Consider the following 22,614-nt stretch of genomic DNA (forward strand, 5'->3'; position numbering starts at 1 on the left):
GCGTCCCGCTCGGCCTGCGCCTCGTCGCGGGTCGCGCGAGCGGCCGCCGCCTCGCTCTCGGCCTGGATGCCGCGCAGCAGGGGCTCGCGCCCCTCCTCCACGAGCACGAGGGCCGCGCGGGCGTCCGCGATGGTCAGGCTGAGGGCCTCCTCGGCCAAGGCGAAGCGGCGCTCGGCGGCTTCGGCTTCGGCATAGACGAGCGCCAGCCGTCCGGCGGCGTCGACGACCGCCTGATCGCGACGCAGCACGGCCGTGCCCGCCTCCGCCCGCGCCACCTCCACCCGGGCGCCGCGCCGGCCCCACAGTTCGAGATCCTGCGTGAGCGAGAGCGTCGTTTCCGCGTTGTCGTAGCCGGAGAAGGGTCCGCTGCCGAAGGCGTTCTCCGCCTCAAGCGCCGCGGTGGGGTTGGGCCGCACGCGCGCCTGACGCACCCGGGCCTCGGCCGCCTCGAGCAAGGCGTCGGCCTCGGCCGCGGAGGGGCTGGCCCCTATGCGCTCAAGCAGGGTCCGGAAGGATGGCGCGGGATCGGCCCAGGCCGGGCCGGTCAAGGCGGTCGTCAGGGCGACCACAGCGCAGCCGACCGCGAAAGGCGGCAAGCGGCGAATAGGGGATGGCATGTCTCATGTCCCGGAAGGTTGACGTGAAGGGCGCGCGCGAACGCGAGGTCACGTCAGGTTCTGGGCGGGCGCATGGGACCGGCGGGCATCCGGGAGGCCGGCGCCTGATCGAGCGATGGCGCCAAGGGCGCGCGATCGAGGGCCATCGACCTCATGTCGTCAATCGCCGGCGGCGCGGTAATGCCGCAATGGTGGCAATGGCCGTGGGCGCAGGCGACCTGACCTGCTGCGTCCTTGCGTTCGCCGTGACCTGTATCGGACACAGCGACGACGTCCGACGCGGCCAGGCCTTGCAAGCTTCCGGTCTCGGGTGCGCAGGCGAAGGCGTCGGCTGCGGAAACCAGGACGAACAGGGCCAGGAACGACGCGAGCAGCGCCGCCATCCACCCATGCCTAGTCGAGGGAAACCCCATGCCGTCCCATAACACGGTGCGCCGCGACATCAATCGCCTCATCGTCGCACCGCCCGATACAGAGAGATGGATCCGGTGGCGGTCGGGATGACATCGAGCACTTGAACCTGTGTGAAGCCGGCCTCGGCCATCAGCGTAGGCAGAACGCCGTCGGCGTTCGGTTGGGTGTTTTCGTAGCCGTCCAGAGACTGCACCAGGCGGAAGAGCACGCGCATCGCACCCGACTGGCGGCCGTAGTCCGCGACATGCAGCGTTCCGCCCGGCTTGAGCGCCCGCAGGCTCGCGGCGAGGCCCGCTCGCTTCTCGGCCATGGGCAGCTGATGGAAGACCAAGCTGGAGACCACCTTGTCGGCGGCGTCCTCGCCCAGGAGCGCCGCCACATCGCGCGAAAACCCCTGGATGAAACGGACGGCCTGACCTGCAGCGGCCGTCTTCGTCTCGGCCCGCCTGAGGATGTCGCCGTCGGGATCGAGGCCGAAGATGCGCGCGTCCGGCGCCCGGTTCGCCATGGCGATCGCGAATGAGCCGGTTCCACATCCAAGATCGATGATCGTCTCGCCAGGGGACGGAGCCACCTGTTCGAGAAGGCGGCTCCGCCACAGCGGTTCCCGGGTCAAAAGCGCGATGGCCGGATCATACAGCCCGCTCAGGGCTGTATGGCCGAGCGCGGGGGTGAAGTTCGCGGTCACGCGGCGGCCTTCAGTTCTTCGCGGGACTGACGAATGATCGACCAGCCGGATTGCAGGAAGACCACCGCCAGGATCGCGCCGGCGATCAGGTCGGGCCAGCGAGAGGCGGTCAACCAGACGGCCACGCCCGTGGCCGCGACCACCAGGCTCTGGATCAGGTCGTTGCGCGTGCACAGCCAGACCGAACGGACATTGGCGTCGCCTTCGCGATGGCGGACCAGCAGCAGCGCGGCCAGGGCGTTGGCGAAAAAGCCCAGGGCGCCCAGGCCGGTGATGACGACGCCTTCCGGGGGCGCCCCCGAGGTCGCCCGCCAGATCGCGTAGCCAAGGATGAACAGCGCCAGCGCCGCGAGGCTGGCGCCCTTGATGATGGCGGCCCCGGATCTCACGGCGACCGAGCGCCCGATCACGGCCAGGCTGATGCCGTAGGTGGCGGCGTCGGCCAGGAAGTCGAGGGCGTTGGCACCCAGCGAGGCCGAGCCCTGCAGGGCCGCGCCGCCGGCGATGGCCAGGAAGGCGGCGCCGTTGATAGCGATCACCGCCATCAGGATGCGGCGATAGGCCGGCGTGGCGCCGTCGAACTTGACGGCCGCGCCGCAGCCGCAGCCGGCGGCCGCCGGTTCGGGGGACGAGAGGGAGTCAGTCATCGAAGTCCGCCTTTCACCACGAGAATGCATCCTCCAGTCGCTCGAGGATCAAGAACAAAAATGGATGCCTCGCCCAAAAAGACGCGGTTTGGCGGAACCGACTTGATCCTCTAGTAGCTAGAGGACGCACAATCGGACGAAATCCACAGGAGGCCTCATGATCACGATGCACCCGTCGCGACGCGGTCCCAGCCGCATGCGGGCGATCGCCTTCTCGTTCTTCATGCTGATCGCCGCTCTGGATCAGGCCGCCAAGGCCGCGGCTCGCGCCCGACTCGAGAGCCCGGTGGACCTCACGCCGTTCCTCGCGCTGCGTTTGGGATTCAATCCCGGCGTCACCTTTGGCCTGTTCGCAGACTCGGGCGCGGTGGGACGATGGGCCCTGAGCGCCGTGGCATTCCTGATCATCGGCGTCCTGCTGACCTGGATCTGGCGTACGCGAAGCGCCGTCACGGCGGTCGCGGCGAGCCTCATCGCCGGTGGAGCGCTCGGGAACCTGCTCGATCGTCTGCGCTCCGGCGCGGTGACGGATTTCATCGATCTTCATTGGGGCGACGTGCACTGGCCGACCTTCAACCTCGCCGATGCGGCCATTGTTTGCGGCGTGGCGCTGCTCCTCCTGACCGTCCGGGGCTCGGACGGCCGCCCGGCGACGTCGACCCTGGGACGGGCGGCGCGATGACCTTTTCCGCCGAACAGAAGGCGATCGCCGTCCGTTCGGGGTTGGCGATTCTCATCACCGCTGCGGCGGTGGCGTCAGCTTGGCTATGGCTTTCGCCACGTCTCCTGGGCGCCGCGCCGGACATGGCGACAGCTGATCGGCTGGCCTACGCCCTGAAGGCGGACCTCCTCGTTTTCCTGTGGCTCGCCGGTTGTTTGAGGGCCGTGGCGATCATCCGGTTCCGGTCCGACGCCGACCGGCCGGGTTCCGCCTATGCGGCGCCCAGCTCGAGGCTCGCCGTGCCTGCCGCCGTGCTTCAGAACACCCTGGAGCAGACGGTCCTGGCGGTGGGCGCCCACCTGGTGCTCGCCACCGTGCTGCGCGGCGAGGAGATGGTCGTGCTGCCGGTGCTGGTCGCCCTCTATCTGATCGGCCGCGTGTTGTTCGCCCACGGTTATGCCCGGGGCGCGGCGGCCAGGGCCTTCGGCATGGCCCTTACCGGCGCTTCCACGATCGCCGCCTTCGGCGCCGCCATCGTCCTCATGGGGCTGGGCCGATGATCCTTTTCCGTCCTGCGCCTGCCGCCCTTCAGCCCGCTGCTGCGAGATGATGCGATGACCCTGCCCTCCCCGGCCTCGTCCGGCCTGCGCCCTATCGGCAAGCTCGCCGCGGCCACCGGCGTCAAGGTCCCGACCATCCGCTTCTACGAGGAGATCGGCCTGCTTCCCGCCGCCCCGCGCACCGCCAGCGACCGGCGGATGTATGACGACGCGGCGGAACGCCGCCTGTCGTTCATTCGGCATGCACGGCAATTGGGCTTCGATCTGGACTCGATCCGCTCCCTGCTGGATCTGTCCGATCACCCTGATCGGCCCTGCGCCGAAGCCAGCATCCTCGCCGAACGTCATCTGGCGGAGGTGACGCATAAGATCGCCCGACTCCGGGCCCTGCAACGCGAGCTTTCGCGGATGACGGCGGAATGTGCCGGCGGCCGCGTGTCCGCCTGCAAGGTGATCGAAGCCCTGCACGATCCCTCGGCGCCGGTTTGAAGACGAACCCGACCCGGGTTTGCACCGCTCCTCGGCCTCGCCGTGCAGGTCGGCGCTGAAGGTCAGAACGGGCCCGGGATGATGCAGGAGCCATTGGGTCACCGCGACGTTTTGAGTAATCCCGCGGCCCTCGTCGCGCTCCCTTCGTCCATGGAGGACTTCGATGGCGCATCGATCGACACAGCGACACGCCGATCAGACGTTCGCCCTTTTGACGGACCCGTACAGGCGCATCTCCCGCCTGTTCGAGCAGGCCGGCGCGGACGCAATCGAGACCCGTCTGGCGCTGAAGGAGACGGCCTGTCTGAGAGGGCGCGAAGCGGCCCAGGTCTTCTACGACGAGACCCGCATCTCGCGCGCGGGCGCCATGCCGGCGCCTGTCCGACGCACACTGCTCGGCGAAGGCGGCGTCCAGGGCCTGGATGGCGAAGCGCACCGCGCCCGCAAACGCGTGTTCATGGCTCTTATGTCGCCGGAACGGATCGCGCGGCTGGGCGACCTGTTCGAGGCGGAATGGCGACGCGCGGCCGTTGAATGGGCTGGCCAGGAAGAGATCGTGCTGTACGACGCCCTGCAGCCGGTGCTCACCCGCGCCGTCTGCCGCTGGGCGGGGGTGCCGCTGAATCCCGACGACGAAGCGAAACGGGTCAGTCACCTCAGGGCGCTGTTTGACGCGGCAGGATCGCGGGGGCCTCGCCACCTGTGGTCGAGGTACGCGCGGCGACGCGTCGACGCCTGGCTGGCCTCGATCATCGAGGGCATTCGCGCCGGACGACTGGCGCCGGATCCAGACACCGCCGCCTACGCCTGGGCCTGGGCGAGCGCGGATGATGGCGAACCGTTGGCGGCCCGGACGGCGGCGGTCGAACTGGCCAATGTGCTGAGGCCGACCGTGGCGACCTCGGTCTATATCGTGTTTGTGGCGCACGCGATGCAGGCGCACCCCGCGGCGGCCCGTCTGGCCACCGCGGACGCCGGCCGCCGCCGCGCCTTCGTTCAGGAGGTGCGACGCCTTTATCCGTTTTTCCCGGCGGTGATCGGGCGTGTGCGCGCGCCGTTTCGCTGGCGCAACCTTGACTTCCCGGTGGGTCGGCAGGTGATCCTCGATCTCTATGGCTCCAATCACGATCCTGCCGTCTGGACCGATCCCGACGAATTCCGGCCAGAGCGTTTCATCGACGGCTCCGGGGACGCGTTCGGCCTGATTCCCCAAGGCGGCGGGAACGCCCTGACCGGTCACCGTTGTCCCGGCGAAAGCATCGTCGTCGAATTGATGGAGCGGGCCCTCGGCTTGCTCGCCGGCCTGAACTACCGGCTGCCGGCTCAGGATCTGGAGATCGACTTCCGCCGCCTTCCGGCCCTCCCCAGGAGCGGGTTCCGAATGATGACGCGTCGGACTTCCCCGCGTGAGGGCGGCGCCTGATGTTTGCTCATGCGGGTGGCCGGCGCCTTCGTCCCTCTTTCACTTACAGCGAAGGCTGACGCGATGGCTTCGATGACATCCTATGACCTGGTGATAATCGGCGGCGGGCCGGGCGGGTACCCCTGCGCCATCCGGGCGAGCCAGCTCGGCATGTCGGTGGCGGTTATCGACGACCGGGAACTCCTCGGTGGAACCTGCCTGAACATCGGGTGCATTCCGTCAAAGGCGCTGCTGCAGGCCACAGAGCGGCTGGAGATGGCCCGCAATCTCGAGGCTTTCGGCGTCCTGGTCGACAATGTGCGGGCCGACCTTGCAGGCGTCATGCGGCACAAGGCCAGGGTCGTGACGGAGCTTGGTGAAGGGGTCGCCTACCTCCTGCGCAAGAACAAGGTCACCCGCCTGCAGGGCCGCGGCCGGCTGCTGTCGCGCGACCGTGTGGAAGTGAGCGCCCCGGACGGCAGCTTCGAGGTGCAGGTCCGCAAGGCGATCGTGCTCGCCAGCGGATCGAAAGCGGCGACGTTGCCGGACCTGCCCATCGACGAGCAGCGGATCGTCACCTCGGCGGGCGCCCTCAGCCTGACGGCGGCGCCGCGCCATCTGGCGGTGATCGGCGGCGGCTATGTCGGACTGGAGCTGGGCTCCGTCTGGCGCCGTCTCGGCAGCGAGGTCACCGTCGTCGAGGTGCTCGACCGGATCGCGTCCGGCGTTGATTCAGAGATGTCGACGGCGCTGCACAAGGTGCTCGAGGCCCAGGGCTTCCAATTCTGCCTGGCGCACAAGGTGGTCGGATCGCGAATGGAGGCGGACGACGTCGTCCTTGAGGTCGAGCCCATGGGAGACGGCGCGCGAGGAACCATCAAGGCCGATGTCGTGCTCGTGTCCATTGGCCGACGTCCCGCCACCGACGGACTCGATCTGGAGACGGTCGGCATCAAGCCGGACCCAAGGGGCTATATTCCGGTCGACGACGGCTTTCGAACCAGCGCCGAAGGGGTCTACGCCATCGGCGATGTCATCGGCGGCGCCATGCTGGCCCACAAGGCGGAGGAAGAAGGGATCGCCCTTGCCGAGCGCCTTGCCGGCGCCGCGGGCCATGTCGACTACGGAACGATCCCGGCCGTCGTCTACACCTGGCCGGAACTGGCCTCAGTCGGGCGCACCGAGGACGACCTCAAGGCGGCCGGCGTGGCCTATCGCGTCGGGCGCTTTCCGTTCTCGGCAAACGCCATGGCCAAGGCGCGGTTGGAGAAGAACGGGCTGGTCAAGGTGTTGGCGGACGCCGGCACGGACAGGATTCTCGGCGTGCACATCCTGGGGCCGGACGCGGGCAGCCTGATCCATGAAGCGGTCGCCGTCATGCAATTCGGCGCGGCGGCCGAAGACGTGGCGCGGACGAGCCATGCGCATCCGACGCTTCCGGAAGCCTTGCGCGAGGCATGCCTGGCTGTGGCCGACCGCACGATCCACCTGTAACGACCGCCCGTCGCGTGGCTGCCCGGGCTGGCCGCGCGGCGCCGAGGCGTCCCGGCGGGCGTAGAGGACCCGTAGCCGCCTACGAGCCCGGCCGCGTCGCGAATAAAGCGCGACAGCGTCGCCGCCTGAATGCTAATGCGAGCCGTTCACATCTGGATTGACCATGCGTCCTCTGCTCCGTCTGCTTGCCCTGCTGTTCGCCCTGGGGCTGGCCGCGCCCGCCCTGGCCCAGACGCCGTCCGCCTCCGAGGCCCAGGTCGCCTGGCGGCTGCTCGACTATGTAGCGGTCGACTACGCCGGCGCGGTGGCCGACGGTCAGGTGACCAATCCGGCCGAATACGGGGAGATGATCGAGTTCGGCGGCCAGATCCGGACCCGCCTGGACGCCCTGCCGCCGAATCCGGCCAAGGCCGGTCTGGTCCGCGACGCCGAGGCCCTGCAGGCGGCCATCAGGGACAAGGCGGATCCGCGCGTCGTTGGCGACCGGGCCAAGGCGCTCGCCGGCGCGGTGCTGACGGCCTATCCGAGCCCGCTGGCGCCTTCGTTCCCGCCTGATCTGGCCCGCGGCGCGACGCTCTATGCCGAGCAATGCTCGGTCTGCCATGGCGTGACCGGACGCGCCGACGGCCCGGGCGCCGAGGGGCTTGATCCGCCCGCGATCGCCTTCGCGGATGTGGAGCGCGCCCGTCAGCGCAGCGTGTTCGGCCTCTACCAGGTCATCGATCAGGGGCTGGAGGGCACGGCGATGGCCAGCTTCGCCCATCTGCCGGCCGAGGACCGCTGGGCCCTGGCCTTCTACGTGGGCCGGTTCGCCTTCACCGACGCCGAAGCCGCCGAAGGTCGACGCCTCTGGGAGAGCGACCCGGCGATCCGCGCCGTCTTCCCGGACCTGGCCGCCCTCACCCAGGCGACGCCGGCCGAGCTGGCGACAAGGATCGGCGAGACGAAGGCACGGGCGGTCACGGCCTACCTGCGCCGCCACCCGGAGGCGACGGTCCGCGCCGAGGGATCGACCCTGTCCCTGGCCCGGACGCGACTGGCCGAAAGCGAGGCCGCCTATCGCCGGGGCGATCGCAGGGCCGCGACCGACCTGGCCCTGTCGGCCTATCTCGACGGCGTCGAACCGATGGAGCCGGCGCTGGGCGCCCGCGACGGCGCCTTGCTGCGGCGGGTCGAGACGGCCATGACCGACCTGCGCGTCTCGATCAGCAGGGGCGCGCCGGCCCAGGAGGTCGCGGACCGGGTCGCCCGCGCGAACGCCCTGCTGGACACGGCCGAACGCGCACTCGCGCCCCAGGAGGCGGACAATCTCGCCAGCTTCCTCGGCGCCTTCACCATCCTGCTGCGCGAAGGTCTGGAAGCCATCCTCATCGTGGTGGCGATGATCGCCTTCCTCAGGAAGGCCGAACGTCCCGAGGTGCTGCGCTACGTCCACGGCGGCTGGGTGGCCGCGCTGGTCGCCGGCGGCGCCACCTGGGCGGCCGCGACCTTCTTCATCTCCATCAGCGGCGCCAGCCGGGAGCTGACCGAAGGGTTCGGCTCGCTTCTGGCGGCCGTCGTGCTCGTCTCGGTCGGCATCTGGATGCACGGCAAGTCGCACGCCGACGCCTGGCAGACCTATATCCGCGACAAGCTCTCTCACGCCCTGTCGAAACGGTCGGCCTGGTTCCTGTTCCTGCTGGCCTTCGTGGTGGTCTACCGCGAGGTGTTCGAGACCATCCTGTTCTATGCGGCGATCTGGAGCCAGGGCGGCCATCTCGGCATGCTGGCCGGCGCCCTTACGGCGGTGGCGATCCTGGCCGTGGTGGCCTGGGCCTTGCTGGCCTACAGCAAGCGCCTCCCGATCGGCCGGTTCTTCTCCCTGAGCTCGATCCTGATGGCCATCCTGTCGGTCGTCCTCGTCGGCAAGGGGGTGGCGGCGCTGCAGGAGGCGGGCTGGCTCGATGTCCATCCGCTGGCGTGGATCCCCCGCATCGAGATCCTCGGTCTTTATCCGACGGTCGAAGGCGTCGCCGTTCAGCTTCTGACGATCGCTATCCTCGTGGTCGGCTTCTCCCGGCATGCGGCGCCGAAAGGCGCGCGCCCAGCCTCTTGAGCGGGCGTCTGAGGCCCTCAACTGCGACCCGTTGGCAGGGTTTCGGAGCTGCTTGGGCGCCGATAGCCGCGCCGTCCGCGGATACCCAAGGTGCGGGGCCGCAGCCGATAGCGTGCGGAGACCACGCTTGGTGCGGAGATTAGGCGCCCTATTCTCCGCACTTCGCGCGGAGAATAACCTTGCTCTTGCGGCGAATAGCGCCCATATTCTCCGCAAGGAGTGCGGGGAATGGCGCAATACATCCATGAGATCGAAGGCTGGCCGCGTCTGGACTGGCGCGCTGACGCGCTTGCCGATCGCCTCGCAGCCGTCCGTCATCGCCAGGGCCTTCTGCTTGGCCGGATGCACACGCTCGGCTTCGACCTCCGCGCTGAAGCCGTCCTCGAGACCCTTACCGAAGATGTCCTGAAATCCAGCGAAATCGAAGGCGAGCTGCTCGACAAGGATCAGGTGCGATCCTCCATCGCCCGCCGCCTCGGCATGGATATCGGGGCCCTCGCCGCCGCGGATCGCAACGTCGAAGGCCTCGTCGAAATGATGCTCGACGCGACCCAGAACTTTGCGTCTCCGCTCACCGAGGAACGGCTGTTCGCCTGGCACGCCGCCCTGTTTCCGACCGGGCGCAGCGGCATGACGAGGATCGTCGTCGGCGCCTGGCGCAACGAGAGCTCCGGCCCGATGCAGGTCGTCTCGGGCCCCTTCGGACGAGAGCGCGTGCACTATGAAGCGCCCCTTGCCGACCGTCTGCAGGACGAGATGCGGGCGTTCCTCGACTGGTTCAATGACGAGCCGCGGACGGATCCGGTCCTCAAGGCCGCGATCGCCCACCTGTGGTTCGTGACCATCCACCCGTTCGACGATGGGAACGGCCGGATCGCGCGGGCGATCGCCGACATGGCGCTCGCCCGCTCCGAGAAAAGCGCTCAACGCTTCTACAGCATGTCCGCCCAGATCAGGCTGGAGCGCAAGGACTACTACGCCACCCTGGAGGCGACCCAGAAAGGCGCGCTGGACGTGTCCCTCTGGCTGGACTGGTTCCTCGGCTGCCTCGATCGCGCGTTCGATGGCGCGGAAACCACCCTGACGCATGTCATGCGCAAGGCGCGCTTCTGGGAGGCGCTAGCAGGTCAGACGTTGAGCGAGCGCCAGAGCACGGTCATCAACCGGCTGCTCGACGGCTTCGAAGGCAAGCTCACCTCGACCAAATGGGCGGCGCTGACGAGGTCCTCGCCCGACACGGCCCTGCGCGACATCAACGATCTGGTGGGGCGGGGCATCCTCGTGAAGGATGAAGGCGGCGGGCGCAGCACAAGCTATTCGCTGGTCGATCGAGGATAGGCGGGACCGCACGACGCCGGCACGGCACTTCGCCAGGTCGGTCGCTCAAGACCCGAGCCTCAACAGGGAGGATCGCAATTCGCCACATCTGGCGAGTTACCGCCAACAACCCGCCTAATTCGCCAGAAGTGGCGAATTACCACCTTTGCCAGGCGCGCGACGCCGCAAGGCGCCGCCGACGCGGCCTCACGCCTGACGCGCGATGGCGATGGCGGAGAGATCCGCTGCGGCCTCGACCGGACTGCCGGCCGCCTTGCGCTCGGAGTAGCGGTCCACGAGCTGGGTGGCGTGCGGTCGAGTGAGGACAGTGAAGCGCACCAGCTCCTCCATCACATCGACGATGCGCTCATAGTAGGCCGAAGGCTTCATCCGGCCGGCCTCGTCGAACTCCTGAAAGGCCTTGGCCACGCTCGACTGGTTGGGAATGGTGATCATCCGCATCCAGCGGCCCAGAAGGCGCAGGGTGTTGACGGCGTTGAAGCTCTGGGAACCGCCCGACACCTGCATCACCGCGAGCGTGCGGCCCTGGGTCGGGCGCATGCCGCCCAAACTCAATGGCAGGTGATCGATCTGCAGCTTCATCAGTCCGGAGACCTGGCCGTGCCGTTCCGGACTGCACCAGACCATGCCCTCCGACCACAGGGCGTGCTCGCGCAGCTCGCGCACCGCCGGATGGTCGTCGTCGCCGGGCGAGCCCGGCAGAGGCAGGTCGGAGGGGTCGAAGATGCGGGTCTCGCATCCCATGCGCTGCAGCAAGCGGGCCGCTTCCTCGACGCAGAGCCGCGAATAGGAGCGCTCGCGCAGCGACCCGTACAGGAGAAGGATGCGTGGCGGGTGGTCGTGCGGACCCAGGCCGGCGGCCGGGTTGCTCGACAGATAGGCCGCGTCCAGGGCCGGCAGATGATCGGGATCCGGCAGCGGCCGCAGGCGGGCGAAGATCATCCGAGATCCTTGGTCAGATAGGCGGCCGAGGCCGGGCAGATGTCTGCGAACTCGCGGGTTCGCCGGATCGCGGCGGGCGCGGCCGCCCGATCTGCGGCGGCGAAGCCGCGCCGGGCGAAGAAGGGCTCGGCCGTCGTGGTGAGCAGGTGGAGCCGTTCTCCGCCCAGCTCGCTCGCCGCGGCCTCGGCGGCGCTCAGGATCCGGCTCCCGAGCCCCCGCGAATTCAGGCCAGCGAGTACGACCAGGGAGCGCAGCAGCAGGTCCCGCCCCTCTCCTTCCAGGCCGACGTAGCCGGCCAGGGCGCTGTCGTCGTCGGCTCGGAAGTAGCGGCCGGCCCCGGGCTCCGGCAGGCCCTCGCCCTGCAGGGCCGCGATCAGGCCGGCGTCATCCGCGTCCAGGAGATGCAGCACGACCATCAGGCGGCGTCCGCCGGCGGGGCCGTGTCCGGAAACCAGCGTCGGCCCATCCACAGCGCGACCGAGACCAGAAGGATCAGCACCGGCACCTCGACCAGCGGACCGATGACCGCAGCGAAGGCGACCGGCGAGGTCAGCCCGAAGGCCGCGATGGCCACCGCGATGGCCAGCTCGAAATTGTTTGAGGCGGCGGTGAAGGCCAGGGCGGTCGTGCGCGGGTAGTCGGCATCGATCAGCTTGCCCATGAGGAAGCTGACCACGAACATGACGAGGAAGTAGATGGTCAGGGGAATGGCGATGCGCAGGGCGTCCAGCGGCAGGGCCACCACCTCGCCGCCCTTCAGGCTGAACATGACCACGATGGTGAACAGCAGGGCGATCAGGGTGATCGGTCCGATGCGCGGCAGGAAGCGCCGCTCGTACCAGTCGGCCCCGCGGCGGGCGATCAGGCTGCGCCGGGTCAGGAAGCCGGCCAGGAAGGGAAGACCGAGGTAGACGAGAACGGCGCCGGCGATGGTCCAGACGCTGACGTCCACCACGCTGCCCTGCAGGCCGAACAGGGGCGGCAGGACGGTGAGGAAGACCCAGGCGTAGAGGCTGAAGAACAGGATCTGGAAGATCGAGTTGAACGCGACGAGACCGGCGACATACTGGTCGTCGCCCCGCGCCAGTTGGTTCCAGACCAGCACCATGGCGATGCAGCGCGCCAGCCCGATCAGGATCACGCCGGTCATGTATTCCGGCTGGTCGCGCAGGAAGATGACCGCAAGGGCGAACATCAGCACAGGGCCCAGCACCCAGTTCTGGAACAGGGACAGGGCCAGCACCCGCTTGTCGGCGAAGACGCGCGGCAGTTCCTCGTACCGGACCCTGGCCAGCGGAGGATACATCATCAGGATCAGGCCGATGGCGATCGGAATGTTGGTGGTCCCGACCGAGAGGCCGTCGACCCAGGCGGGCAGGCCGGGAACCAGAGTCCCCAGTGCGACGCCCAAAGCCATGGCGGCGAAGATCCATCCCGTCAGCCAGCGGTCGAGAAAGGACAGGCGGCGCGGCGGGGCCGCGTCGGTGACCGGCGTATCGATCATCGCGCCACCCGAAGGCCAGCCGCCTCGATGACGACCTCGCCGTCCTCCTTGGTGAACCGCTTGAGATCATCGGCGGGCAGGAGGTCCAGAACGGCCTCGGACGGTCGGCACAGGCCGACGCCGAGAGGACTGACGACGATCGGGCGATTGAGCAGGATCGGATGGGCCTCGATCGCATCGAGCAACTGATCGTCTGTCAGGCCCGGGTCCCCGAGGCCCAGGTCGGCGAAGGGCGTGCCCTTGTCGCGCAACAGGTCGCGCAGCGGCTTGCCGGTTCGTTCGGCCAGCCAGGCGATCATGACGCGCGATGGCGGCGACCTCAGATACTCGATGACGTGCGGCTCGATGCCGACGTGGCGAATGAGCTCCAGAGCGTTGCGCGACGTCCCGCAGGCCGGGTTGTGATAGATGATGACGTCCACGGGATCCTCAGGCGCAGCAGGGGGTCAGTTCGGCCAGCAGAGGCTCGCATAGCTCCGCCCGGCCGCCGCAGCAGTCCTTGAGCAGGAACAGGACCAGGTCGCGCAGCCGGTCCAGATCGGCCCGGTAGATGATCGACCGGCTGCGACGCTCCGATTTGATAAGTCCCGCTCGGGACAGCACCCCCAGATGCGACGACAGGGTATTGGCCGGGATCGCCAGATGGTTGGAGATGTCACCGGCCGGCAGACCGGCCGGTTCGTGCCGCACGAGAAGTCGGAACGCCTCCAGCCGCGTCGACTGCGCCAGGGCGGCGAGAGCAAGAATCGAGGCTGCGGTTTCCATATTTCCGAACTAGTCGAACTATAGAAATGTGCAATCCCCGCTCTGCAGCCGGCCGTAAGCTTACGGTGGAGAGTTTGGCGGCTTGGCCTGCCGCAGCCTTTCGAGTTCGATTCCCATGACAACATGGAGATCTTCGATGGCCCAGGCCGACCCGCCGCTGAGGCGCACGATCAAGAAGCCGCAGCTCCGTCAGATGGTGCCATTGGCGGACAGCACCATCTGGGAGATGGAGCAGCGCGGCCAGTTTCCCCGGCGCTTCCTGCTGACCCCGCGCTGCGTGGTCTGGGACCTGGCCGAGGTGGAAGCCTGGCTGGCGCTTCGGCGGGCCAAGCCGATCCGCCGGGCGCCGCCGCCCGATGTCCGCAAGCGGATCACCCGCCCGGTCAGAGCCGCGGATCGAAACGAGGGCCGGCCGTTTCCGGGATAGTCAGATCCGGCGTGAATCCGCGCCCCGCCTCCCAGGCGTCCACGGCGTCTGACCACTGCTGGGCCATGTGGCGCCGCTGGGCCTCGAATTCGGCCTTGTTGTACACGCCGCGGGAAGATCGCTCTTCGTGGGCGAGGCATTTCTCGATCCAGTCCGAGTTGAAACTCATCTCGTGCAGGAGCGTGGAGGCCGTCCGGCGCAGGTCGTGAACCGTGAAGGGCTCCAGGGGCAGATCGCGCTCGCGCGCCAGCTCGGCGATGGCGCTGGTCACCCGGTTGAAAGTCGCCCGCGACATCGGCGCGTCGGCGTCATAGCGCGACGGCAGGATGTAGCGAGAGTTCCCGGCGCAGGTCTTCAGCGCGATCAGGATGTCGAGCATCTGGGTCGACAGGTAGACGTTATGCGGCCGCGACCGCTTCATCCGCTCTTTCGGGATCGACCAAACTGCGTTCTCGAAATCGACCTCGTCCCAGGTCCCGTCCTGCAATTCGCTCTTCCGCACCATGCTCAGCAGGATGAACTTCAGCCCGAGACGGATGGTCGGCAGGGTGGCCACCTCCCCCAGCAGGTTCAGCGCGATCCGGATCTCGCTCGGCGACAGCGACCGGTCCCGCGGCCGGAAGGTCGCGATGGACGCCGGCCCGACCCCGTCGGCGGGATTGTCGATCTTCTCGCCGTGCAGGATGGCGTAGGCGTAGATTTGTTGACGATGTCGCGAACATGGATGGCCGTCGCCGGGGCGCCGCGATCCACAATGGTCATGCAGTGCGCTCTCAGGTCGTTCGGCGTGATCTCGTTCAGGAGCCGGTTTCGCCATTCGGGCAAAACCTCTCGGTTGAAGATCGACCGTCGCATCTGGCGCGTGCTGTCGGCCATCGGAGCGTGGTCCATCCACCGGATCGCCACCTGTTCAAACCGCTGGGCCTCTCTCAGCCTGCGTTTCACGCGTTGCTTGTCCAGCGCCGGTGAAACGCCCTCGGCGATCAGGCGCTTCGCTTCACGCAGCTTTTCCCGCGCCTCCCCCAGGGAGAGTCCCGCCGGACCGTAGGAACCGAAGGTCACCGTCTCGCGCCGCCCACTCGATTACCTGAGATCGAATACAGGACTGAAATTTAACAGCTTTGGTCAAGACCCTTGCGCAGGCGCCGTCTGGGAGTCCGATAAAACTCAAGACAACTGAAATCATTGGGGAAATAGTCTCATGTAAAAAGCGCGTGATCACGACATCTTTCGAGATGTATTGACAACGCCTCGCGCCTCGTTTTTCAGAGAATCGCTTCGATACATGGACTGCCACAGGATATCACATGGCGCTGTCTATGGAGGGTGTGATTTCTTCCTCAGTGGATGGGATTGATCCTGCACCCTTCTGAGCCTCTGCGAAGTCTCGCGCGGCCGCCAGCCGCCCTAGGGCACAAGCCACATTGAGCAGGCCTTCCCGCGCGCGTTCCGCCTCTTCAGGCGTGCCGGGTTCCAAGACTTCAATGCTACCGTCCGCACCCAGACGCACCACCCCCATGACGTCTCCTCCTATGCCGTCAGCCCCAGTGCTGGAGTGCGACCCGGGTCAGGACGGCGGTGATGATGGCCCATCCGAAACTCAGCAGGGTGCCGATGATGACGTATTCGGTGTGGGCCCGGGCGTTCTTGTCCGAAAACCGTAGGATCGACTTTGCCGCCAGCAGGAGACCGACCCCCTCGGGTTGACCGATCATGAGGAAGAGCAGGGTCAGGCCCCGCTCCAGCCATCCGATGGCCTGGCCGCCGCCTGGCAGACCACGTTCGGTCGTGGGCGTCGACCCGGTCTGCTGGCCCGGCGCCGCCTGTCCGGCCGGCGTGGCCGGCGCGGGTTCGTCCCTGTGCGGCCCGAACCGTTCGAGCAGCTTGTCGATGACGATGCCGCCGGCCGTGACCGAAAGGACCACGCCGCCGACGGCCGACAGGGCTTGGAAGTAGAAGCGTTGTTGCTCGGCCGGCAGGCCACCCCACCAGCCGTCGGCGACCGTCGAAGGCCAGAGCAGGGTCGCCGTCGCGATCATGGTCAGGTGGAAGACCTGATCGAGGCTGAAGACGAGGAAGGTGTCGCGCGCCTTGCGCTCATCGGGGGTCTTGCCGCGCGCCACCCACGCCAGCTTGGTCCAATCCGCCAAGGCGTGGCTGACGATGATGAGCCCGAGCATGCGAGGGTCTAGGGATCCTGACAGTCCGCATGTCAGCGCCGCGACGATGGCGATATGGAGCCCGAACGCGACGGGCTCGCGCTTGTGGTCGATGATCCACCGCGTCTGCAGCAGGAAGTCCGCGAGGATATGCGCGACCGTTAGGGTCAGAAGAGTCTCTAGCACCGCCGACAACCTCCCGAGCGAGGTTGCTTCTCCAAAAGCAACCGATTCAGGTTGCTATCGCCAAAGCAACCCGATCTGGTTGCTTTATGGAGAAGGGCGGCTTTGAGGACCATCAGGCGTTAGCCCCCGGATCAAGCGTCTCAAAGGCTTCGATGGCCAGCAGGACGGAGGGAAGACCAGACCGCAGATAGGTCTTGTTGACAGCCTGCCGGGTGATGCCGAGCGCCTCGGCGACATCCCCCTGGGTCCTCGAGCCGGGCTTGAGCGCTTCCAGGGCGGCGCGCGCCTGCGAAGGCGACCATTCTCCCACCACATGGCTGCAGAACGACAGCACCACGGGCATGAGCATCAGGGACGACGCCGGCTTCGCCACGTTGAGACTGAAGACGTCGAGCCGGCTCATGTCGTCGAGCGAGCGTCCCGACAGGGTGAAGGCCTCGCCGACGGAACGCGACACATACGCCTCGTCCAGCGCCTCCACCTGACCCACGCCGATCGAGATGCGCGTGTCGGCCGCGGGCTCCAGCGCCAACAGCGCCGTGCGCAGATAGATGGCGGCGCGCAGATAGAGGCCGCTCTCCTCCAGAACCAGCTGCCAGGAATCGCCCCGAAAGAAGTCCGGGCCATGGACCCGGCCACGGCCCCATCCGGCGATCTGGCCGGCCGCGTCCTCAAGCGCCTGGCGCACGCCCAGCAGATCGCCGTGCTTCAACCCCGTCGACCCCACCAGATCGCCGGTCAGCACGGCCATCGGCCCTTCGATTTTCGATCCCTGTCGCGCCATGACTAGAATTTCGGCCCTTCCGCCTGGGCGGCGCAGGTCCAGGCCAGCCGCCGATTGTCCTTGGTCGCCGCGCCCCCGTCCAGGAAAGGCGCGCGCCCCGTCTCGCGGACCATGTCGCCGTCGAACCGGTTCACCGTCGCGGCGTGGTCGCCGAAATCGAACCGGTAGGCGTGATCCTCGACCTTCAACCGCCCTTCGGGCGCCCCCGGCCCGTTGGCCCAGGTGACGCGATCCGCGCCAGTGTCGAGCACATAAACCAGGCTTGGGCTGGGCGTGGGCTTGCCCACCTCACGACAGACGATCTGCTTGACCTCGGGCGGATCCAGGTCGGGATCGAAGTCGCGGCAACCCGCCGCGCCCAAGCCCGCCGCCACGATCGCCAAGACGATGAATCGTCGATGTTCGCCAAACCCCATCTCCCGACCTTAACCTGCGCCGGACTCGGCGGGAACCGCGATGTGATACAAGGGCCTCGGCGGGTTCCGGAACGATAGGCGTCGGTCTTGAGCCAGGGGACGCAATGCGTCGGCGGCGATCGACGGCGAAACGCCGGGCTTCATCGCAGAAGTTCCAGACCCGCCCCCTCCCCTCATTCCGCTTCGATCAACCCCTGCCGAACCGCCGACGCGACCGCCTCGACCCGTGTCCTCACCCTCAGTTTCGAGCAGACCTTCTCAAGATAGCTGTCCACCGTGCGGGGCGAGAGCGACAGTATGGTTCCGATGTCGGCTGAACTCTTGCCCCGGCAGACCCACTGCAGGCACTCCTGTTCGCGGGGGCTCAACGATACGACGTTACGCGGACGGTCCGGGTCTTCGGAAACGGATTCCATACTGCACCACTGGTTGTTCCCGTCGATCCGTACACGTCGCGTTCCGACCGTCGCAACGTCAATCAATTGCGGGCTTCCCGCAGGATTCTTGCGGACGCCGGGCGCCGGTTGAAGGTTCGACGGCCAGCGATTACAGCCATCGGGTCGGGCGCCGTGAGATAGATGCGCAGCTGGAGCCGGGGTTCGCCGCTGGCGGAGGCGGCGCTGCGCACCGAAGCAACGGGCCTCGTTTCGCAGAGGATTCCAACGCCCGACCCCTCCGCCTTGCGTCGGGATTCCGTTTGATTCATGCTCGTGTCGCCGACCTCGCGTCGGCAGGGGCCTGGAATCCCCTGCGCGATACCTTCTTCGACGACCCACGCACGGCGTGGCTGTCGCTGACCGGATCACCGTGTCGGGCGCGCGAGCGCCTGCGCCCGGGGCCGTTCGGCCGCGTCCCGGATTCCAGCCGCCTGGATTGCGGCCGGAGAGGCATGGTGACCGAAGCGAAGCAACTGCGAGCTGACGCCGGCGACGGGCTGAATGGCCTGTATCGCCGCTACGCCGCGTGGTTGAACCGTCGCCTCAGGGCCCGGGTCAGCCCGGAAGACGCGGCGGACGTCGTCCAGGAGACCTATATCCGCATCGCTCCGTACGCGGAGGACGGCATCGCCCATCCTCGCGCCTTCCTGCTCCAGGTGGCCATGAACCTCGTCCGCGACAACGGCCGACGGGAGCGCCGACGGCGCGCCGACGTCGACCTTCGCGCGCCCGACGTCGAGATCGCATCCCAGTTCGACCAGGTTCTGCTCGCCCAGATCGTGAGGTCGATGCCTCAACTCTACCGCGACGTATTCGTCTTGAGCCGCTTTGACGGTATGACTTATCCGGACATCGCCCGGGAGCTCGAGATCAGCGTCAAGACCGTGGAGTGGCGAATGTCCAAGGCGCTCGAGTATTGCGCGCTGCGGCTGGACCTTTAGGCGAAGACTGATGACGACCGAGGCTGACGCCGACATCAGACGCAAGGAGACCGCCGACTGGTTCGCGCGGCTCAACCAGCGCAAGGTCACAACCGCCGACGTGAAGGCCTTCAGCGCCTGGCGCCGCGACCCCGAGAACGCCCAGGCCTTCGATCGCATGCAGGCGATGTGGGACGCGACCAGGACCCTGGCGGATCAGCCCGAGATGGCTGCCCTCTCGCAGGACGCGCGGACGCGCTCGGCCACCCGAAAGGGCCGCAAACGCCTGTTGGGCGTCCTCAGTCCCGTCGGCGCCGTCGGCGCGATCGTCGTGGCCCTGTCGGCCGGCTGGTGGCTGTGGTCCTCCCAACAGCCCGCGGCCTATCTGACCGACATCGGAGAACGTCGCGTCGTGCAGCTCGAGGACGGTTCGCGGGTCACGCTCGACACAGGATCCAAGATCGACGTGCGTCTGACAGACGGACGACGCTTGGTCTCGCTGGTGGACGGACAGGCCCGTTTCGACGTCGCCGGCGATCCCGCCCGGCCGTTCATCGTCAGGGCCGGCGACACCGAGGTGACCGCTTTGGGGACCAGCTTCGACGTCCGGCGGTTCGGCTCGGGCGCCCGGGTGGTGCTCGTCGAGGGCCGGGTCGATGTCCGGACCTCCGCGCGGCCGGAGCGGCAATGGTCGCTGAGACCCGGCCAGCAGCTGGTGACCTCGGCGCGGGAGCCGGAGATCGCGACGACGGACCTTCCGGCCGCCACCAGCTGGACGACAGGCCGGCTCACCTTCCACGAAACGCCGATCGGCGTCGCCGTCGCGGAGGTCAATCGCTACACCCGCCATCCCATAGAGCTGCGGGCCGGCGACATTTCCACGATCCGCGTGAGCGGCGTCTTCGACGCGGGCGATGTCGACGGCTTCGTGGCCGCCCTGCGCGACCTCTATGCGCTCGACGCCGAGCGGGCCGACGACGGCCGCATCATTCTGTCGGGCGCTTCGAAAAATAATCTGCCCCCTGACTTAGGGTAAGCCCCGCGACCGGTCGTCTCCTCCCGGTCCCGCATCAATGCGGATAAGAAACCGGGGGAGAGACATGAGACAGGGCTTCACTTCGACGGCGCTCGCGGCGCTTCTGATGGCGTCGGCGACGCCGGTCTGCGCCCAGCAGATCGAGGCCGCGCGCCCTTTCGACATTCCGGCGGGGCCGCTGTCGCGCACCCTGCCCGCCTTCGCGCGACAGAGCGGCCAGCAGATTCTGTATCCGAGCGCGCTCGTGGCCGATCGGGCCTCGCCGGCGCTGTCCGGACACTATCCGGTCGAGACGGCGCTGGCCCTGCTCCTGCGGGACACCGGCCTGACCTATCGCCGGAGCCGGCCCAATGTCTTCGTGCTGGTCGATCCGTCGCTCCGCGCGGACGCCGACGACCTGCAGACCACGCAGCTGGACGAAGTCGTAGTGACGGGGAGCCTGCTGCGCGGGGTGGTCGACGGCCCCTCCCCTGTCGTGGTGGTGAGCCGCGACCAGATCGACCGGGACGGCCACGCGACCGTCGCCCAGGCCTTGGCCGCCCTGCCGCAGAATTTCGCCGGCACCGCCAACGACGCGACCATCAGCAACGGGGGTGATCGCAGCGGGACCAACGCCAACTACTCCAACGGCGTGAACCTGCGCGGCCTCGGCAGCGACGCGACCCTGGTGCTCGTCAACGGCCGCCGCATCGCGGGCACAGGCTCGAAGGGCGACTTCGCCGACGTCTCCTCTATTCCCACGGCCGCCGTCGAGCGCATTGACGTCCTGCTGGACGGTGCGTCCGCCCTCTACGGCGCGGACGCGGTGGGCGGCGTGATCAATGTCGTCCTGCGGGACGACTACGACGGCGCGGAGACCCGCGCCCGGTACGGGACGGCCGCCGACGGCGCCTTCTCGGACACCCTGTTCGCGCAGACCATCGGACGCCGGTGGGCGACCGGCAATCTGATGGGCGTCTACGAATACCAGAACCGTGAAGCCCTCCCGGCCGCGGAGCGGGATCGCGCCGGCGACGCCGATCTTCGCCCCTTCGGCGGCTCGGATCCCCTTCCCGCTCCGCCTCCTCGGACCAGCCTTCCGGCGCTTCGGGATCGGGGCGCCGATCCTCGACAGCGTCCTCGGCCCGGACCAGCCCCCGCTCGAACCGGGCGAGCCCGTCGTGGCCCAGCAGGACCATCACCCCGGCCCGCGCCTTGACCTCGGGCGTGTAGTCGAAATCCGGGCCGAAGGCTTGCAGCGCCGCGTCGATCTCCTCCAGCCGGGCGTCCACCGCGTCCGGCAGCACTTCCTGCCCGTCCGATCCCGACACGAGCGCATCGTACTCCTCCGACAGGCCCGCGATCTGCGCCGCGTCGGCCTCGGAGCGGACGACCTCGACCGGATAGACCCGGCCCAGGGCGCTGACCTCGGCGTACTCGGACGCCGCCTCGGCCCATTTCCAGCCCTCCCGCTGGCGCGCCTCGTCGGCGAGACCGGTCAGCTTGTCGCTGACCATCCGGTCCAGAAGGGCCGGGTCTTCCAGCCAGCCGCCGCCGTCCTCGGTGAACAGGTCGCGCAGCACCGTCCCGCCCGCCGCTTCATAGGCCTCGACGCCGACGAAGACCGCGCGCCGGTCGTCGGCCCGCACCTTGGCCTCGGTCATGGCCCGACGAATGGCGTGGACGGGACGGTATTCGCCCAACTGCTCGAACACCTGCCGCTGCCGGTCCTGATCCGCGCTCACGCAGAAGGCCATCAACTGGTCCAAGGCCAGCGCCCCGTCCCGATAGGCCGCCATCAGTTCGGGCGCGGCCGCGCCCAACCGGAGCCGCTGGCGCACCACATGAGCCGACACGCCGAACCGGGCGCCGATCTCCTCGGGACCGTAGCCCTTTTCGACCGCCAGCCGCTGGAAGGCCTCGAACTGATCGGCGGGATGCATGGCCTCGCGGGTCATGTTCTCGTCGAGGCTGATCTCATGGGCGTCGTTCTCGGCGTCCACGATGCAGCGCACCGGGTGGGTCCGCTTGATCGCCTTACGCTTGGCCAGCAGTCGAAGCCCCTGACGGCGACCCTCGCCGATGGTGACGAGGTAGTTCCCGGTCGGGGCGCCCTCTCCGTCCCGCTCGATCTCGACCACGGGCGGCTGCAGCACCCCCTTGGCCTTGATGGAGGCTGCGAAGGCCTCGATGGTCGCCGGGCTGTGCGGGGTCTTCCTCGCATTCTTCGGCGAGGCTTTGAGCCGGTTCAGCGGCACGATCACCTCCGCGCCGTGCTGCGGCGCGGTCGCTTCGGTCGCGACGGTTTGGGTGGATTGAGCAGTCATGTCTCTGCCTCCTTTGGGCAAGGGTTGCAGGCACGCGAACTGCGCGCCTGAAACCCTGCCCGTCGGCGAGACCGGGGTAGCAAGGGCCAGGGAGGACCGGCCGGAGGGGGATCGCCCGACCTGCACAAGCCTGCCCGTTACTCCGGGGATCGCGCCTTCGCCGGCGCGGAAGGTCGGGGAGACCGGCCGGTCCGGCGGCGTAGCCGCTTCACCCTGGCCCGCGCGGGGGCGGAGCCCCTAGCGCTTCCGACCGATGACGATCCGATCGCCCTTGCGCGGAATCACGCAGTGAACATACTGGGAACACGGAGAGGACATGGTCGCAAC

Annotated in this window: 24 protein-coding genes and 2 pseudogenes; 11 read left to right on the top strand and 15 right to left on the bottom strand. The window is 68.2% G+C overall.

Annotated elements, in window-relative coordinates:
• From ACE3PU_RS02495 to ACE3PU_RS02510, 4 genes are all read right to left on the bottom strand, one after another.
• On the bottom strand, nt 1-596 hold a 596-nt coding region (locus ACE3PU_RS02495), incomplete at its 3' end, for a TolC family protein (RefSeq protein ID WP_374386317.1).
• A gap of 74 nt (nt 597-670) precedes the next feature.
• The gene (locus tag ACE3PU_RS02500) at nt 671-1,000 is read right to left on the bottom strand and encodes a hypothetical protein (RefSeq protein ID WP_066624846.1); all 330 of its coding nucleotides are present in this window, start codon (nt 998-1,000) and stop codon (nt 671-673) included.
• A gap of 68 nt (nt 1,001-1,068) precedes the next feature.
• Complete coding sequence (locus ACE3PU_RS02505; RefSeq protein WP_054765663.1) at nt 1,069-1,719, bottom strand: class I SAM-dependent methyltransferase; 651 nt, start codon at nt 1,717-1,719, stop codon at nt 1,069-1,071.
• Nucleotides 1,716-2,366, bottom strand: a complete 651-nt coding sequence (locus ACE3PU_RS02510) for a cation transporter (RefSeq protein ID WP_054765662.1) — start codon at nt 2,364-2,366, stop codon at nt 1,716-1,718. The genes ACE3PU_RS02505 and ACE3PU_RS02510 overlap by 4 nt, the downstream gene beginning before the upstream one ends.
• A gap of 157 nt (nt 2,367-2,523) precedes the next feature.
• Here ACE3PU_RS02510 and lspA point away from each other — a divergent pair, with 157 nt between their 5' ends.
• The 7 genes from lspA (at nt 2,524) to ACE3PU_RS02545 (ending at nt 10,405) form a co-directional block, all read left to right on the top strand.
• Nucleotides 2,524-3,048 (top strand): signal peptidase II, encoded by a 525-nt coding sequence (gene lspA, locus ACE3PU_RS02515; protein WP_374386320.1) that lies wholly within the window; start codon nt 2,524-2,526, stop codon nt 3,046-3,048.
• On the top strand, nt 3,045-3,587 hold the full coding sequence (locus ACE3PU_RS02520) for an MAPEG family protein (RefSeq protein WP_374386323.1): 543 nt from the start codon (nt 3,045-3,047) through the stop codon (nt 3,585-3,587). Before lspA ends, ACE3PU_RS02520 begins: the two co-directional genes overlap by 4 nt.
• Nucleotides 3,588-3,671: 84 nt before the next feature.
• Complete coding sequence (locus ACE3PU_RS02525) at nt 3,672-4,076, top strand: helix-turn-helix domain-containing protein (protein WP_082382792.1); 405 nt, start codon at nt 3,672-3,674, stop codon at nt 4,074-4,076.
• A 163-nt stretch (nt 4,077-4,239) separates the two neighbouring features.
• Nucleotides 4,240-5,499: a cytochrome P450 gene (locus ACE3PU_RS02530; protein WP_054765659.1), complete on the top strand. Its 1,260-nt coding sequence runs from the start codon at nt 4,240-4,242 to the stop codon at nt 5,497-5,499.
• 72 nt (nt 5,500-5,571) lie between these two features.
• Nucleotides 5,572-6,972: a dihydrolipoyl dehydrogenase gene (gene lpdA / locus ACE3PU_RS02535; protein ID WP_197273300.1), complete on the top strand. Its 1,401-nt coding sequence runs from the start codon at nt 5,572-5,574 to the stop codon at nt 6,970-6,972.
• A gap of 163 nt (nt 6,973-7,135) precedes the next feature.
• Nucleotides 7,136-9,067, top strand: a complete 1,932-nt coding sequence (locus ACE3PU_RS02540; RefSeq protein WP_003169303.1) for a cytochrome c/FTR1 family iron permease — start codon at nt 7,136-7,138, stop codon at nt 9,065-9,067.
• A gap of 228 nt (nt 9,068-9,295) precedes the next feature.
• On the top strand, nt 9,296-10,405 hold the full coding sequence (locus ACE3PU_RS02545) for a Fic family protein (RefSeq protein ID WP_374386327.1): 1,110 nt from the start codon (nt 9,296-9,298) through the stop codon (nt 10,403-10,405).
• A gap of 186 nt (nt 10,406-10,591) precedes the next feature.
• Here ACE3PU_RS02545 and arsH read toward each other — a convergent pair whose 3' ends face one another.
• The 5 genes from arsH to ACE3PU_RS02570 are packed head-to-tail and all read right to left on the bottom strand — an operon-like array spanning nt 10,592 to nt 13,616.
• Nucleotides 10,592-11,347: an arsenical resistance protein ArsH gene (arsH, locus tag ACE3PU_RS02550; protein WP_003169308.1), complete on the bottom strand. Its 756-nt coding sequence runs from the start codon at nt 11,345-11,347 to the stop codon at nt 10,592-10,594.
• Nucleotides 11,344-11,763 (bottom strand): GNAT family N-acetyltransferase, encoded by a 420-nt coding sequence (locus ACE3PU_RS02555; RefSeq protein WP_003169309.1) that lies wholly within the window; start codon nt 11,761-11,763, stop codon nt 11,344-11,346. The genes arsH and ACE3PU_RS02555 overlap by 4 nt, the downstream gene beginning before the upstream one ends.
• A complete protein-coding gene (arsB, locus tag ACE3PU_RS02560) occupies nt 11,763-12,851 on the bottom strand; it encodes an ACR3 family arsenite efflux transporter (protein ID WP_054765657.1) in 1,089 nt (362 codons plus the stop codon). The genes ACE3PU_RS02555 and arsB overlap by 1 nt, the downstream gene beginning before the upstream one ends.
• Nucleotides 12,848-13,273 carry an arsenate reductase (glutaredoxin) gene (arsC, locus tag ACE3PU_RS02565; RefSeq protein WP_003169312.1) on the bottom strand — a complete coding sequence of 142 codons (426 nt, stop codon included), beginning with the start codon at nt 13,271-13,273 and terminating at the stop codon, nt 12,848-12,850. The genes arsB and arsC overlap by 4 nt, the downstream gene beginning before the upstream one ends.
• A gap of 7 nt (nt 13,274-13,280) precedes the next feature.
• A complete protein-coding gene (locus tag ACE3PU_RS02570; protein ID WP_003169314.1) occupies nt 13,281-13,616 on the bottom strand; it encodes a helix-turn-helix transcriptional regulator in 336 nt (111 codons plus the stop codon).
• Nucleotides 13,617-13,752: 136 nt separating this feature from the next.
• Between ACE3PU_RS02570 and ACE3PU_RS02575 the strand changes: the two genes are divergently transcribed.
• On the top strand, nt 13,753-14,043 hold the full coding sequence (locus tag ACE3PU_RS02575; RefSeq protein WP_066624841.1) for an AlpA family transcriptional regulator: 291 nt from the start codon (nt 13,753-13,755) through the stop codon (nt 14,041-14,043).
• Here the strand turns inward: ACE3PU_RS02575 and ACE3PU_RS02580 are convergent.
• From ACE3PU_RS02580 to ACE3PU_RS02600, 5 genes and pseudogenes are all read right to left on the bottom strand, one after another.
• Nucleotides 14,000-15,123, bottom strand: a pseudogene (locus ACE3PU_RS02580) (tyrosine-type recombinase/integrase); the annotation flags it as partial. The gene ACE3PU_RS02575 and the pseudogene ACE3PU_RS02580 overlap by 44 nt on opposite strands.
• 458 nt (nt 15,124-15,581) lie before the next feature.
• Nucleotides 15,582-16,388, bottom strand: a complete 807-nt coding sequence (locus ACE3PU_RS02585) for a DUF3307 domain-containing protein (protein ID WP_374386333.1) — start codon at nt 16,386-16,388, stop codon at nt 15,582-15,584.
• Between the two features lie 112 nt (nt 16,389-16,500).
• The gene (locus ACE3PU_RS02590; RefSeq protein ID WP_374386334.1) at nt 16,501-17,139 is read right to left on the bottom strand and encodes a hypothetical protein; all 639 of its coding nucleotides are present in this window, start codon (nt 17,137-17,139) and stop codon (nt 16,501-16,503) included.
• Nucleotides 17,140-17,174: 35 nt separating this feature from the next.
• Nucleotides 17,175-17,555, bottom strand: coding sequence for a hypothetical protein (locus ACE3PU_RS02595; RefSeq protein ID WP_374386336.1), 381 nt, complete (start codon nt 17,553-17,555; stop codon nt 17,175-17,177).
• A 206-nt stretch (nt 17,556-17,761) separates the two neighbouring features.
• Nucleotides 17,762-18,004: a LuxR C-terminal-related transcriptional regulator gene (locus tag ACE3PU_RS02600; protein WP_374386338.1), complete on the bottom strand. Its 243-nt coding sequence runs from the start codon at nt 18,002-18,004 to the stop codon at nt 17,762-17,764.
• A gap of 281 nt (nt 18,005-18,285) precedes the next feature.
• Here ACE3PU_RS02600 and ACE3PU_RS02605 point away from each other — a divergent pair, with 281 nt between their 5' ends.
• The 3 genes and pseudogenes from ACE3PU_RS02605 to ACE3PU_RS02615 all read left to right on the top strand — a co-directional run.
• Entirely contained in the window at nt 18,286-18,966 is a 681-nt protein-coding gene (locus ACE3PU_RS02605) for an RNA polymerase sigma factor (RefSeq protein WP_374386340.1), read from the top strand.
• A gap of 10 nt (nt 18,967-18,976) precedes the next feature.
• The gene (locus ACE3PU_RS02610) at nt 18,977-19,981 is read left to right on the top strand and encodes a FecR domain-containing protein (RefSeq protein ID WP_374386342.1); all 1,005 of its coding nucleotides are present in this window, start codon (nt 18,977-18,979) and stop codon (nt 19,979-19,981) included.
• 106 nt (nt 19,982-20,087) lie between these two features.
• Nucleotides 20,088-20,786: pseudogene (locus ACE3PU_RS02615) on the top strand (TonB-dependent receptor plug domain-containing protein); the annotation flags it as partial.
• Between the two features lie 13 nt (nt 20,787-20,799).
• Here ACE3PU_RS02615 and ACE3PU_RS02620 read toward each other — a convergent pair.
• Nucleotides 20,800-22,287, bottom strand: a complete 1,488-nt coding sequence (locus ACE3PU_RS02620; RefSeq protein WP_374386344.1) for a ParB/RepB/Spo0J family partition protein — start codon at nt 22,285-22,287, stop codon at nt 20,800-20,802.
• Nucleotides 22,288-22,614 lie beyond the last annotated feature (327 nt).

This window comes from Brevundimonas sp., assembly GCF_041911375.1.
Lineage (GTDB): Bacteria > Pseudomonadota > Alphaproteobacteria > Caulobacterales > Caulobacteraceae > Brevundimonas.

Excerpts from the sequence above, each read along its gene's own strand:
- ACE3PU_RS02555 (WP_003169309.1), bottom strand. The coding sequence starts at position 11,763 with ATGGTCGTGCTGCATCTCCTGGACGCGGATGACGCCGGCCTGATCGCG.
- ACE3PU_RS02510 (WP_054765662.1), bottom strand. The coding sequence starts at position 2,366 with ATGACTGACTCCCTCTCGTCCCCCGAACCGGCGGCCGCCGGCTGCGGC.
- ACE3PU_RS02610 (WP_374386342.1), top strand. The coding sequence starts at position 18,977 with ATGACGACCGAGGCTGACGCCGACATCAGACGCAAGGAGACCGCCGAC.
- lpdA (WP_197273300.1), top strand. The coding sequence starts at position 5,572 with ATGACATCCTATGACCTGGTGATAATCGGCGGCGGGCCGGGCGGGTAC.
- ACE3PU_RS02540 (WP_003169303.1), top strand. The coding sequence starts at position 7,136 with ATGCGTCCTCTGCTCCGTCTGCTTGCCCTGCTGTTCGCCCTGGGGCTG.
- ACE3PU_RS02570 (WP_003169314.1), bottom strand. The coding sequence starts at position 13,616 with ATGGAAACCGCAGCCTCGATTCTTGCTCTCGCCGCCCTGGCGCAGTCG.
- arsB (WP_054765657.1), bottom strand. The coding sequence starts at position 12,851 with ATGATCGATACGCCGGTCACCGACGCGGCCCCGCCGCGCCGCCTGTCC.
- lspA (WP_374386320.1), top strand. The coding sequence starts at position 2,524 with ATGATCACGATGCACCCGTCGCGACGCGGTCCCAGCCGCATGCGGGCG.
- ACE3PU_RS02575 (WP_066624841.1), top strand. The coding sequence starts at position 13,753 with ATGGCCCAGGCCGACCCGCCGCTGAGGCGCACGATCAAGAAGCCGCAG.
- ACE3PU_RS02530 (WP_054765659.1), top strand. The coding sequence starts at position 4,240 with ATGGCGCATCGATCGACACAGCGACACGCCGATCAGACGTTCGCCCTT.
- ACE3PU_RS02520 (WP_374386323.1), top strand. The coding sequence starts at position 3,045 with ATGACCTTTTCCGCCGAACAGAAGGCGATCGCCGTCCGTTCGGGGTTG.
- ACE3PU_RS02545 (WP_374386327.1), top strand. The coding sequence starts at position 9,296 with ATGGCGCAATACATCCATGAGATCGAAGGCTGGCCGCGTCTGGACTGG.
- ACE3PU_RS02590 (WP_374386334.1), bottom strand. The coding sequence starts at position 17,139 with ATGGCCGTGCTGACCGGCGATCTGGTGGGGTCGACGGGGTTGAAGCAC.
- arsH (WP_003169308.1), bottom strand. The coding sequence starts at position 11,347 with ATGATCTTCGCCCGCCTGCGGCCGCTGCCGGATCCCGATCATCTGCCG.
- ACE3PU_RS02600 (WP_374386338.1), bottom strand. The coding sequence starts at position 18,004 with ATGGAATCCGTTTCCGAAGACCCGGACCGTCCGCGTAACGTCGTATCG.
- ACE3PU_RS02500 (WP_066624846.1), bottom strand. The coding sequence starts at position 1,000 with ATGGCGGCGCTGCTCGCGTCGTTCCTGGCCCTGTTCGTCCTGGTTTCC.
- ACE3PU_RS02620 (WP_374386344.1), bottom strand. The coding sequence starts at position 22,287 with ATGACTGCTCAATCCACCCAAACCGTCGCGACCGAAGCGACCGCGCCG.